The sequence below is a fragment of the Pauljensenia sp. UMB3104 genome (genome assembly GCF_030217285.1).
Classification (GTDB): Bacteria; Actinomycetota; Actinomycetes; order Actinomycetales; family Actinomycetaceae; genus Pauljensenia.
In genome coordinates this window covers 23,114-35,875 of sequence record NZ_JASONN010000011.1, presented here as the reverse complement: position 1 = coordinate 35,875, position 12,762 = coordinate 23,114, and the positions used below count along the sequence as shown (strand labels likewise).

General features: G+C 66.5%; 11 protein-coding genes. All 11 read left to right on the top strand.

Annotation, left to right across the window (positions count from 1 at the left end):
- The first annotated feature begins 177 nt into the window (after positions 1–177).
- The 11 genes from QP415_RS06710 to QP415_RS06660 all read left to right on the top strand — a co-directional run bounded on the left by QP415_RS06710 (position 178) and on the right by QP415_RS06660 (position 12,759).
- A complete protein-coding gene (locus QP415_RS06710) occupies positions 178–615 on the top strand; it encodes a MarR family winged helix-turn-helix transcriptional regulator (RefSeq protein ID WP_048671091.1) in 438 nt (145 codons plus the stop codon).
- Entirely contained in the window at positions 612–1,439 is an 828-nt protein-coding gene (locus tag QP415_RS06705; RefSeq protein WP_285099503.1) for an ABC transporter ATP-binding protein, read from the top strand. Before QP415_RS06710 ends, QP415_RS06705 begins: the two co-directional genes overlap by 4 nt.
- Positions 1,436–2,074 (top strand): ABC transporter permease, encoded by a 639-nt coding sequence (locus QP415_RS06700; RefSeq protein ID WP_285099502.1) that lies wholly within the window; start codon positions 1,436–1,438, stop codon positions 2,072–2,074. Before QP415_RS06705 ends, QP415_RS06700 begins: the two co-directional genes overlap by 4 nt.
- Positions 2,071–2,766, top strand: a complete 696-nt coding sequence (locus QP415_RS06695; protein ID WP_285099501.1) for an ABC transporter permease subunit — start codon at positions 2,071–2,073, stop codon at positions 2,764–2,766. Before QP415_RS06700 ends, QP415_RS06695 begins: the two co-directional genes overlap by 4 nt.
- The gene (locus QP415_RS06690) at positions 2,763–3,680 is read left to right on the top strand and encodes an ABC transporter substrate-binding protein (protein WP_285099500.1); all 918 of its coding nucleotides are present in this window, start codon (positions 2,763–2,765) and stop codon (positions 3,678–3,680) included. The genes QP415_RS06695 and QP415_RS06690 overlap by 4 nt, the downstream gene beginning before the upstream one ends.
- Before the next feature lie 257 nt (positions 3,681–3,937).
- A complete protein-coding gene (locus QP415_RS06685; RefSeq protein WP_016460828.1) occupies positions 3,938–5,539 on the top strand; it encodes a peptide ABC transporter substrate-binding protein in 1,602 nt (533 codons plus the stop codon).
- 302 nt (positions 5,540–5,841) lie between these two features.
- Positions 5,842–6,768, top strand: a complete 927-nt coding sequence (locus QP415_RS06680; RefSeq protein WP_285099499.1) for an ABC transporter permease — start codon at positions 5,842–5,844, stop codon at positions 6,766–6,768.
- Positions 6,761–7,729, top strand: a complete 969-nt coding sequence (locus tag QP415_RS06675) for an ABC transporter permease (protein WP_285099498.1) — start codon at positions 6,761–6,763, stop codon at positions 7,727–7,729. Before QP415_RS06680 ends, QP415_RS06675 begins: the two co-directional genes overlap by 8 nt.
- Entirely contained in the window at positions 7,726–9,639 is a 1,914-nt protein-coding gene (locus QP415_RS06670; protein ID WP_285099497.1) for a dipeptide ABC transporter ATP-binding protein, read from the top strand. The genes QP415_RS06675 and QP415_RS06670 overlap by 4 nt, the downstream gene beginning before the upstream one ends.
- A gap of 1,516 nt (positions 9,640–11,155) precedes the next feature.
- Positions 11,156–11,878, top strand: coding sequence for an ABC transporter ATP-binding protein (locus tag QP415_RS06665; protein ID WP_285099496.1), 723 nt, complete (start codon positions 11,156–11,158; stop codon positions 11,876–11,878).
- A 92-nt stretch (positions 11,879–11,970) separates the two neighbouring features.
- A complete protein-coding gene (locus QP415_RS06660) occupies positions 11,971–12,759 on the top strand; it encodes an ABC transporter permease (protein WP_285099495.1) in 789 nt (262 codons plus the stop codon).
- The last annotated feature ends 3 nt before the right edge of the window (positions 12,760–12,762 follow it).

The following is a 12,762-nucleotide window of genomic DNA, read 5'->3' as shown; positions in this document are numbered from 1 at the left end:
CTTGCCACTCGCCGATACCACGCACTGTAGCACCGCGCCGAGTCCCGCCGACCACGCCCCACACACAGTTGTGGGCCGCTCACAAACAGCACAAGAACGCCTATCTCGTCAAAAACTCAACGAGTTTCCCCTCACAAACACCATACATATCAATTATTTACGCGTAAGGTAGTGGGCATGGCAACAGATACATGCACGCTGTTCGCGACACTGATCGACACGGAAGTTCGCGCTTGGAGCGCCGTTGAATCCGCCCTCTCCGAGGCCGGAAACGCGCTGACACTCGGCCGCTTCCTCGTCCTGCGCACGGTCCGAGACACCCCCGCGTGTCGCATCCAGGAGGTCGCGGCGAGCCAGGGGATCACCCTGGGAGCGGCCTCGCGCCTCGTCGATCGCCTCCACCGCGACGGACTGCTGCACCGCACCCCGTGCGAGCACGACCGGCGCGCGACCATCCTGACGGTGACGGACCGGGGCCTGGCACACCTCGAGGAGGCCTGCGCGGTCGTCGAGAAGGAGCAGGAGCGCCTCTTCGCCCCACTCTCCACAGCCCAGCGCGAGGAGCTGACGCGCTGCCTCGCGCTCATCGCCGAGGCTGCCAAGGAGCGCGCATGATTCGCTTCGACCACGTCTCCAAGACCTACCCGGGCGGCACACGCGCCGTCGAGGACTTCTCCCTCACCGTCGAGCAGGGTTCCACGACCGTCTTCCTGGGCACCTCGGGCTGCGGCAAGACGACGCTCATGCGGATGGTGAACGCGATGGTCACCCCAACCTCGGGCAGGGTATTCGTACGAGACCAGGACGTCGCAGGCGAGGACCCCGTGCGCCTGCGCCGCTCGATCGGCTACGTCCTGCAGGAGGGCGGCCTCTTCCCCCACCGAAGCATCGCAGACAATATCGCGACCGTCCCACGCCTGGAGGGCGCCACGAAGCAGGCTTCCCGCGAGCGCGCGCTCGAGCTCCTCGAGCTGGTGGGCCTGGATCGCGAGATGGCTGATCGCTACCCCGCCCAGCTGTCGGGCGGCCAGCGTCAGCGCGTGGGCGTGGCTCGGGCGCTGGCCAATCGCGCGGACATCCTGCTGATGGACGAGCCCTTTGGCGCGCTGGATCCGATCGTGCGCACAGAGCTGCAGTGCGAGCTGAAGGAGATTCAGCGGGCCCTGGGCACGACGATCCTCTTCGTGACGCACGACGTGGACGAGGCGTTCACGTTGGGCGACCAGGTTGCCGTCCTCTCGACGGGTGGCCACATCGAGCAGGTGGGGACGCCCACCGAGCTGCTCTCCTCTCCCGCCTCGCCCTTCGTTGCGGAGTTCGTCGGAGCCTCGCGCGCGGCACGCCCGGTGCGCGTCGCCGGGCCGGGCGGCCTGGTTGTCGACGACGCCGGCACCCCCGTGGGCACGCTGACGACCGACGAGGCCGGGGAGCGTCCGTGACCTGGCTGTCCTCCAACTGGGGGCTCATTGGCTCCCTGACTCTTGCTCACCTGTGGATCGCCCTCCCAGCGATCGCACTGTCGGTGCTGCTCTCCGTGCCGATCGCGCGCTGGGCGGCGTTTTCGCGCCGCGGCGGCTGGGTCCTGTCCGTCCTGTCGGCGCTGTACGCGGTACCGTCGCTGCCGCTCCTGATTGTCATTCCCGTGATCGTCGGGGTGGCGCTGCGCTCTCCCGCCAACATGATCATCGTCCTGACTCTGTACGGCGTGGCGGTGCTGGTGCGCCAGGCCGCGGAGGGCTTCCGCGCGATTCCTCGCGCGACCCTGCAGGCCGCGAACGCGTGCGGCTACCCACTCTTTCGACGCTTCGTCGAGGTGGAGCTTCCCCTGGCGACGCCCGTCATCGTCGCGGGCACGCGCGTTGTTGCCACGTCGACGGTGTCGCTCGTGACGGTGGGCGCGTTCATCGGGGTGCGCTCGCTGGGAACGCTGTTCACTGACGGTTTTCAGCGTGGACTCATCGCCGAGGTCGTGGCCGGCTTGGTCGCGACGGTTCTCCTTGCGCTCGTCATCGATGCGCTGATCCAGGGAATCGGCTGGGCGCTCACTCCGTGGACGAGGAGGGGGCGGGCATGAACATTCTTCTTGACGCCCTGACATGGTTGGCAGTCCCCGCCCACTGGCTGGGCGAGTCCGGGATCCTCGTGAGGGCCACCGAGCACTTGGGCCTCACACTCCTGATTGTGGCGCTCGCAGCCCTGATCGCGCTGCCGCTGGGCACATGGATCGGGCATACGGGCAGGGGCCGCTGGCTGGTGAGCGCGACGGGCGGGGCCCGCGCGGTTCCCACCCTGGGCGTCCTGACCCTGGCCGGACTGTGGCTGGGTATCGGGCTGGCGGCGCCGACCCTGGCGCTCTTGATTCTGGCGATCCCGCCACTCCTGTCGGCGACCTACTCGGGCATTGCCTCGACGCCGCGTTCAACCGTGGATGCGGCGCGTGCGATCGGCCTGACCGAGCCCCAGGTGCTCGCGCAGGTCGAGGCCCCACACGCGGCCGGCCTCGTCGCGGCGGGCGTGCGCTCGGCGACGCTCCAGGTGATCGCGACGACGACGCTGGCCGCCTACACGGCAAACTACGGCCTCGGCCGTTTCCTCTACGAGGGCCTGAAAACCCGCGACTACGCGGAGATGATCGGCGGCGCGATCATCGTCGTCGCCCTCGCGCTGGCGACCGACGCGCTCCTGGCGCTGGTGGCACGACGCCTTCGCGCCCGCACCCACTCTTTTGCAGACGATGAGAACAACTCACCCAAGGAGACACTATGAAACGCACGATGATCACAATGGCTGCCGTCGCGGCTTCCGCCCTGGCGCTGGCCGCCTGCGGTTCCGCAGAGTCGGTCGGCGGCAACGCGAGCACCGGAAGCTCGGACAATGGCAAGACGACGCTCGTCGTGGGGTCGCAGGACTACTACTCGAACGAGATCATCGCGGAGGCCTACGCGCAGGCCCTCGAGGGTGCCGGTTTTGCGGTCGACCGCCAGATGCGGATCGGCCAGCGCGAGGTCTACATGCCCGAGCTCGAGGCCGGGTCGATCGACGTCTTCCCCGAGTACACGGGCAACCTCCTGCAGTACCTGGATCCCGATGCGACCGCACGATCCACGGACGAGGTGTATTCGGCTCTGCAGACCGCGCTCCCCTCGGGCCTGCGCGCCCTCGAGCAGGCTGGCGCGACCGACCAGGATTCCTACGTGGTGACGTCCGACTTCGCGCAAGCCCACTCGCTGACGTCGATCGGCGACCTCGCGAACGCGGGCACGCTGACGCTGGGCGGTAATTCGGAGCTGCGCACGCGCCCCTACGGCCCGACCGGACTGTCCGACGTCTACGGCGTGACCGTCAACTTCACCCCAATCGAGGATTCGGGCGGCCCCCTGACCGTCAAGGCCCTGAAGGACGGCGACATCCAGCTCGCGAACATCTACTCGTCCGACCCGGCGCTCGCGGACGGAACGCTGACGGTCCTGACGGACCCGAAGGGCCTGTTCCTGGCCTCGCACGTGGTGCCCCTGGCCTCGTCGCGGGTCAACGACGACGCGACCGCGGTCATCAATCGGGTGAGCGAGGCGCTCGACGCGCAGGATCTCATCGAGATGAACCGGGCGTCGACGGTCGAGCAGAAGTCCGCCTCTCAGATCGCCCACGACTGGCTGATCTCGGAGGGTCTGCTCTCCTGAGTGTTCTTCGATGGACGAGGCCGGGGCCGGGTGTGTGCGCACGCTCAGCCCCGGCCTCGTCGCATGAATACTTGGTCACAACAGGGCCCCTTTTATGTGACACACACCATTATTTGACCTTCTTTTTACGTTTGTAACCAAAATGTAATGCGCACATGATGGACATCTTTCGTGTCTTCCAGGCCTCAGGGGTTACTCTCGGACCATACCTGAGGGCACCGCCCCCAGTTCCACCCATCAACCAGGAGGAAGAATCCATGAACCTGAAGAAGGCATGGCTCGTCATCCCCGCGGCTGCCGCGCTCGCTCTGACCGCCTGCGCCGGCGGCGGCAACACCGCCTCGTCGTCCGGCTCCGGCGACAAGGTCGTTACCGCGAACGGCTCCGAGCCCCAGAACCCGCTCCTGCCCGGCCTGACCAACGAGAACGGCGGCGGCAGGATCCTGTCCGTTCTGTTCAGCCAGCTCGTCCGCTACGACACTGACGGCAAGGCCGTCCTCGACGTCGCCGAGTCTATCGAACCCAACGAGGACGCTTCCGAGTGGACCATCAAGCTCCACAACGACCGCAAGTTCTCCGACGGCACCCCCGTCCAGGCTCACAACTTCATCAAGGCCTGGAACCTTATCACCACGAAGAACCAGCAGCAGGCTGCATTCTTCACCATGTTCGAAGGCACCGACGACGAGGGCAACGGCGAGATCACCGGCCTGACCGAAGTTGACGACTACACCTTCACCGCGAAGCTGAAGAACCCCACCTCGGACTTCATGTCGCGTCTGGGATACGTCGCCTACGCACCGCTCCCGGATTCCACGCTGGCTGATCCCGATGCCGGCGGCCAGGCCCCCGTGGGCAACGGCCCCTACAAGATGGCCTCGGCCGACGCGTGGGAGCACAACGTCAAGTTCACCACCGTTCCCAACGAGAACTACGTGGGTGACACCAAGGCCCAGAACGACGGCGTGACCTTCGTCTTCTACTCGAGCCTCGACGCGGCCTACCAGGATCTGTCTTCCGACTCCGTGGACGTTCTCGACGCCATTCCGGCCTCCGTGTTCGCCACCTACGAGTCCGAGCTGTCGGGCCGCACCGTGAACCAGCCCTACGCTGGCGCCCAGTACTTCACGATCCCGCAGTACCTCCCCCACTTCTCCGGTGAGGAAGGCCAGCTGCGCCGCCAGGCCATCTCGATGGCCGTCGACCGCGACACCATCGTGAAGACCATCTTCAACGGCACCCGTACCCCCGCCAAGGACTTCACCGCTCCGACGCTTGAGGGCTACGACGCCAACGTTTCCGGCAACGACGTTCTGACCTACAACCCCGAGAAGGCCAAGGAACTGTGGGCGAAGGCCGACGCCATCTCCCCGTGGGACGGCACCTTCACCATCGCCTACAACTCCGACGGTGGCCACAAGGAATGGGTCGATGCGACCGCCAACTCCATCAAGAACACCCTGGGCATCAACGCTGAAGGCAACCCCTTCGCCGACTTCAAGTCTCTGCTCGACGCAGAGGACAAGCACGAGATGACCGGCGCGTTCCGTAACGGCTGGCAGGGCGACTACCCGGCGCTGTACAACTTCCTGCAGCCCCAGTACGCCACCGGCGCCGACGCTAACAAGGGCGGTTACTCCAACAGCGAGTTCGACTCCCTCGTGACGCAGGCTTCCTCCGCCACCAGCTCCGCCGAGGCCGCGAAGACCCTGGAGCAGGCCCAGACCATCCTGCTGCGCGACATGCCCGCCGTCCCGCTGTGGTACACCAACGCTAACGGCGCATGGTCCAAGAACGTTGACAACGTCAAGTTCGACTGGAAGGGCCAGCCCGTGTTCTGGCAGATCACCAAGAAGTGATCGCACGAGGTTAACCTCTCCCGCGGGGCGGGCGGCGCGAGCCGCCCGCCCCGCGGGCATCTTCTTAGGCAGCCACGAACACATCTGCGCAGCTCAGCGACGCACCGAATACCCGTATTGACGCGGCACACACTTTCATCTCAAAAAAGCATCACGGGATTGATACGGAATACAAAATAAGAGACTGATACGCCATTTGCCCATTCTTTACCCTATGATGAGATCATAGTCGGCCTCGCCCGCGAGGCACCGCCAGGGATCGGAACCTCCCCTCCCACGACACGAACACTAAAGGATTGTCCATGCTCCGCTACATCGGACGGCGACTCCTCCAGACCATCCCGGTCTTCTTCGGAGCCACCTTTCTGATCTTCGCGATGGTCTACCTGATGCCAGGTGACCCCGTCGCCGCACTCGGTGGCGACCGCGGCCTCTCCGAGGCCGCCGCCGCGCAGATCCGCGCCCAGTACAACCTGGACAAGCCCTTCTGGATGCAGTACCTGCTGTACCTCAAGGGAGTCTTCACACTCGACTTCGGCACCGCGTTCAACGGCCAGAAGGTCACGTCCATCATGGCGACCGCTTTCCCGACGACCGCGAAGCTCGCTCTCTACGCCCTCGCCATCGAGACCTTCCTCGGCATCGCCCTTGGCGTCGTCGCAGGCATGCGCCGCGGCAAGTGGTTCGACTCCACCATCCTCGTTGTCTCCCTGCTGCTGATCTCCGTCCCCACCTTCGTCCTGGGCTTCGTCCTCCAGTACGTCCTGGGCGTGCAGCTGGCAATCCTACCGACCACGGCCTCAGCCTCCGTCGACCTCCGGAGCCTCACCATGCCGGCCATGGTGCTCGGCGGCGTCTCCCTGGCCTACGTCATCCGACTGACCCGCCAGTCCGTCTCCGAAAACGTTTCCGCCGACTACGTGCGCACCGCGCGCGCCAAGGGCCTCTCCGGCGGCGTCGTCATGACGCGCCACATCCTGCGTAACTCCCTCATCCCCGTCGCCACGTTCATCGGCGGCGACCTCGGCGCCCTCATGGGCGGCGCGATCATCACCGAGGGTATCTTCAACATCCACGGCGTCGGCGGCACCCTGTGGAGCGCCATCATCAAGGGCGAACCCCAGACCGTCGTGTCGGTGACAACAGTGCTCGTGTTGGTCTACATCATCGCGAACCTGATCGTCGACCTCCTGTACGCCGTGCTCGACCCGAGGATTCGCTATGAGTGACCAGATTTCTTCCGCCAACATCACCCGCACCCGCGCGGGCCAGGACCACTACGTCTCCGACATCGACGAGACCGGCCTCGGCGCCGTCGACGCGGTCGCCGACGAGGGTGCCCCCTCGTCCATGTGGGGCGAGGCCTGGAAGCGCCTGCGCCGCCGCCCGACCTTCTGGATCGCCGCGGCCATCATCACGCTCGCCGCGCTCCTCGCGCTCTTCCCGTCGCTGTTCACCTCGACCGACCCGAAGTTCTGCGAACTGTCCTCCTCCCTGGCAGGACCCGCCGCCGGCCACCCCTTCGGCTTCGACAAGCAGGGCTGCGACATCTACGCCCGCGTCGTCTACGGCGCCCGCGCGTCCGTGTCCGTCGGTATCCTCACGACCATCGCCGTCGTCCTGATCGGCGGCACCGTCGGCGCCCTCGCCGGCTACTTCGGCGGCTGGTTCGACGCGCTGCTCTCGCGCATCACCGACGTGTTCTTCGCGATCCCGCTGCTCCTCGCAGCCATCGTGTTCATGCAGATGTTCAAGGGCTCGCGTTCCATCCTCATGGTCGTCATCGTCCTGTCCATGTTCGGCTGGACCTCCATCGCGCGTATCACCCGCGGTTCGGTCCTGAGCGCCAAGAACGAAGAGTTCGTCACTGCGGCCCGCGCGACCGGCGCATCCCGCGCGCGCATCCTGCTGAGCCACATCATCCCGAACTCGATGGCCCCCATCATCGTGTACGCGACCGTCGCGCTGGGCACCTTCATCGTGTCCGAGGCCTCCCTGTCCTTCATGGGCATCGGCCTGCCGACCTCGGTCGTCTCCTGGGGCGCGGATATCTCGTCCGCCCAGACGTCCCTGCGCACCAACCCGATGGTCCTGTTCTACCCGGCCTCGGCCCTGGCCCTGACCGTCCTCAGCTTCATCATGATGGGTGACGCCGTGCGCGAAGCCCTCGACCCGAAGGCACGCAAGTGAGCGAAACGAACACCCCCCAGCTCTCCGAGAAGGAGATGGAAGAGATCGTCGAACGAGCCGTCGCCCCCAGCGCGGCCCCGGCCTCGTCCGACATCCACCCGGACGACGCGCAGCCCCTGCTCAAGATCACGGACCTGGAGGTCACCTTCACCTCCTCGACCGGCGTCGTCCCCGCCGTGCGCGGCGCGAACCTGACCATCTACCCCGGCCAGACCGTCGCAATCGTCGGCGAATCCGGCTCCGGTAAGTCCACGACCGCCGCCGCCGTCATCGGCCTGCTGCCCGGCACCGGCAAGGTCGCGGGCGGAACAATCGAATTCGACGGCCGCGACATCACCCACCTGTCCACCAAGCAGTGGGTGGAGCTGCGCGGCTCCGGCATCGGCCTCGTCCCCCAGGACCCCATGAGTAACCTCAACCCCGTGCTCCGCGTGGGCACGCAGGTCAAGGAAGCTCTCCTCGCGAACAACGTCGTGCCCCGCTCCGAGGCCGGCCAGCGCGTGACCCAGCTCCTCGAGGAAGCCGGCCTGCCCGACGCCGAACGCCGCGCCAAGCAGTACCCGCACGAGTTCTCCGGCGGTATGCGCCAGCGCGCCCTCATCGCCATCGGCATGGCCGCGCACCCCAAGCTGCTGATCGCCGACGAGCCGACCTCCGCCCTGGACGTCACCGTCCAGCGCCGCATCCTCGACCACCTCGGCAAACTCACCGCCGAGATGGGCACCGCCGTGCTGTTCATTACGCACGACCTCGGCCTCGCCGCCGAGCGCGCCGAGCAGCTCGTCGTCATGCACCGCGGCCGCATCGTCGAATCCGGCCCCGCCCTGGAGATCCTCCAGCACCCCCAGCATCCCTACACGAAGCGCCTCGTGTCCGCCGCGCCCTCCCTGGCCTCGGCGCGTATCGAGTCCGCCCACAAGCAGGGCATTTCGGTCACCGAGGAAGAGCTTGTCGGCGCCGGCAAGGGTGCGACCTCCACGGACGCCATCATCCGCGCCGAGCACCTCACCAAGGAATTCGATATCCGCGGCGCCAAGAAGGGCCAGGACACCTTCCTGGCCGTCGACGACGTGTCCTTCGAGCTGCGCCGCGGCACGACCCTCGCGGTCGTCGGCGAGTCCGGCTCCGGTAAGTCCACCGCCGCGAACATGGTGCTGCAGCTCCTCAAGCCGACGAAGGGCAAGGTCTACTTCGACGGCGAGGACACCTCGCAGATGAGCGAAGGCGAACTCTTCCGCCTGCGCCGCCGCCTCCAGGCCGTGTTCCAGAACCCCTACGGCTCGCTGGATCCCATGTTCTCGATCTACCGACTGATCGAGGAGCCGCTGAAGATCCACGGCTACGGCACCCTGGAGTACGCGCGCGCCGAAATCAAGCGCGCCGAAGCCACGGGCCGCGAGCCCGAGGAGTGGATGCGCGTCCTCGTCGAGGCCGCCGACGCGAAGCGTTCGCTGACCGCCGCCGAGAAGCGAGAATTCAACCCGAAGAAGCTGCGCATCGCGCGCGCCTCCGAGCTGCTCGACATGGTGGCCCTGCCGCGTAGCGCCATGCGCCGCTACCCCAATGAGCTCTCCGGCGGCCAGCGCCAGCGCGTCGCCGTGGCCCGCGCCCTCGCGCTCAACCCCGAGGTCATCGTCCTGGACGAGGCCGTGTCCGCCCTGGACGTGCTGGTGCAGAACCAGATCCTGTACCTGCTCAACGACCTGCAGGCGCAGCTGGGCCTGTCCTACCTGTTCATCACGCACGACCTGGCCGTTGTCCGCCAGATCGCCGACGACGTGATCGTCATGGAGAAGGGCAAGCTCGTCGAGGCCAACTCGACGGACGAGCTGTTCAACAACCCGGTTCAGGACTACACGCGCGAGCTGATCGAGGCCGTCCCCGGCCGCAACATCCAGCTCAACCTGTGAGCTGACGCGGTTGACGCAGGGGCCCGAGGCGCTACGGCGCTTCGGGCCCCTTGCTGTGTACGCTGTTTGCGCTGTGTGCGTGCCGGGCTGCGTGGGCCGGGCTGCGTGGTGTGTGGGCCGGGCTGCGTGGTGTGTGGGCCGGGCTGCGTGGTGTGTGGGCCGGGCTGCGTGGTGTGTGGGCCGGGCTGCGTGGTGTGCCCGTGGGCGGCGGCCCGCCCGCGAGCCGTCCGCGCCGCGAGCTTCGCTCGGCGCGTCGCCTCGAAGCCCGGCCAGGCCCCGCCACCGCCCACGGGCACCGCAGCCTGGCCCTCCAATCCCTCCCACGCCCTCCACACCAGTGGGGCTGGGTCGCTGTTGTCTGGTTCGGCGCGTCGCCTCGAAGCCCGGCCAGGCCCCGCCACCGCCCACGGGCACCGCAGCCAGGCCCTCCCGCACCGCCCAGCCAGGCCCTGCCGCCACCCACGGGCCGCTCTCTCATCAATTTCGCATGCATTTCCCCCGCAGCTTATTCAAACATTGAATTTGCATCGTTGGAATTGCAACGTTTTCTGGGTTTGTTGAAATTTGGCCCAATCGAATTGCATGCGAAATTTGTCTGGCGGTGGCCCTGCGAACCCGCGCTGGCCCTACCAACCGGCCGCAGCCCGCACCGCGGCCGGGTCCTGCGGCTCCTCGGGTGTCTTCCGCTCCATGCCGGTGGGGCCTGGTGCGCTGTTGTGTTGGCTCGCTCGATCTCTGCCTCGCGTTCGGTACAAAACTCTCCCTGCTGGGCTTCTTGGTGGCGAGAACGGTATAAACCTCTCCCTGCATGCAGAAAAAGCGCCAAATTGGGCCATTTCGGGCGAGCAAGGAGAGTTTTGTACCGCACATGCGGCGAGGGCAGGTGTGCAGGGAGAGTTTTGTACCGAAGCGGCAAGGTGTGGTTGTTGTTGGGCGAATAATGCCGTGCTCTGGCGTAGTCCTCGTGCCAGTAGGCGGGCTATGGCGGCGCCCTGGCGCTGCTCATGCGCACTGCGGCCGGGCTCTCCGTGCCCCCGGCGTTCTCCACGCCGGTGGCGGTGGGGGTTTTGCACTACACGAAGCCCTCTGACGGCGTGTCGCCGGCGTGTCGAACCCCCGTGTAGTGCAATTCCCCCCGATTGGCGGCGGCGCGGGCGTGGTTTGCGGTGGTGTGGCCACCAAAGTGCAGACCCATTGGGTGAAAAACGGTGAAGAAAGCCTGTTGTGGCTGAATGAGTCTACGTTTTGGCGGATCCGGCCTCTGGCATGGTTTGTTGCGCACACGCGAACCCGCTATCGCGAGCGCGAACCCGCCATTTCGCACGTAATTCCCCGACGACCGCTTCAAAGGCTGAATTACCATCCTTGGAATTGCAACGTTTGCAGGCTATCTCAAAAAGTGACCGCATTAAATTACGTGCGACTTTTGGAAGAGGCCACCCCTGACATTTGTCATGGCACCACCTGCATCAAAGGGCACTTCCGGCCCCATTGATACGAGCGCAGACTGGGAGTCATGAACGCAGAAGCAACGCCCGCCCTTCAGGCGACGAACATCCACCAGTCTTTCGGCCACGTCGACGCGCTGCGCGGCGTGAACCTGACCCTCATGCCCGGCGAGATCGTGGCGCTCCTCGGCGTGAACGGCGCCGGCAAGAGCACCTTCCTGGACATCGTCCTCGGCCTGGCCGCCCCCACGCAGGGCGACATCAGTGTCTACGGCATGAGCCCGCGCGAGGCCGTGCGCCGCTCGCTCGTCGGCGCCATGCTCCAGTCCGGGGCCCTTCCGCGCGACGGGAAGGTCCGCAACACGATCGACCTGGTCGCCGCGATGCACGCCAACCCGATCCCCACCGACGAGCTCCTCGAGCGCACGAACCTGACGAAGCTCGCCAAGCGCCCGCTCAACAAGCTGTCCGGCGGCGAGGTACAGCGCGTGCGACTCGCCCTCGCGCTGTCCGGCAACCCGGACTTCCTGATCCTCGACGAGGCCACGGCCGGCATGGACGCCCTGTCGCGGCGCGCATTCTGGGACACGATGCACGCCGAGGCCGCGGAAGGCCGCACGCTCCTCTTCGCCACGCACTACCTGACCGAGGCTCGCAAGGAGGCCGATCGCATCGTCATCATCGACGCCGGCAAGGTTCTCCTGGATGCGCCCACCGAGCAGGTCGTCGCAGACAACGAGGACCTCGAAGACGTCTTCGAGCGCATCACCTCCCACGCCGACGCCGAGTGAGCGCGACGAACGCACGCCCCGATGAGCCGGCCCCAGCCTCGTCCCGAGGCCGACGCCCCACGAACCCAGACACGACACACGAAGAAGGCATCATGACCACCCACGCACCCGCGCGACCCACCGACCGACCGATTCCCTCCCCCTTTACGGGTGCGGGGAAGCTGTGGCGCGCGACGTTCCTGTCGCACATCCTCAACCCGTGGAACATGGCGTTTGCCCTGCTCCTGCCCCTGTTTATGTACGCGATGTTCGGGATGACCGAGGCCGCGCGCACCACGCAGACTGGGCGCGGCAACGTGGCCGCTGCGATGGTCGTCATGATGACCACGTACGGCGTGATCCTGGTGGGCGGGTCGCTCGGCGCGACGCTGTCCGTCGAGCGCACGACCGGCATCTCGCGAATGTACGCGCTGACCCCCATCCAGCCGTGGGTGATCCTCCTTGTGCGCCTGACAGCCCTCGTGGCGCTGAGCGCGTTCATCGCGCTCATCTGCTTCAGTGTTGGTCTGGCTACCGGCTCGCAGATGACGGCGGGCGCGTGGGCGGCCAGCGCCGCGGTGGTCATCGCGCTGTCGGCCCTGGGCGCGCTCATCGGCCTGGCCTGCGGTTACACGATTAAGGGCGAGAACGCCTACAGCGCCTCGGCGTTCGTCATGGTGTTCGGCGCGTTCGTGTCCGGCATGTTCATCCCGCTGGAGCAGATGCCGCCCTTCGTCTCCCACGTCGCACCCTTCACGCCCCTGTACGGCGCCGTCCAGGCGATCTACGCGGTCGCCGGTACCGTCCCGATGCCGACGGCGGCGTGGCTCAACATCGTCGGGTGGGTGGTTATCACGGCGGGCATCGCCTGGTGGGGCGCGTCACACGACACGGCTCGCTAGGCT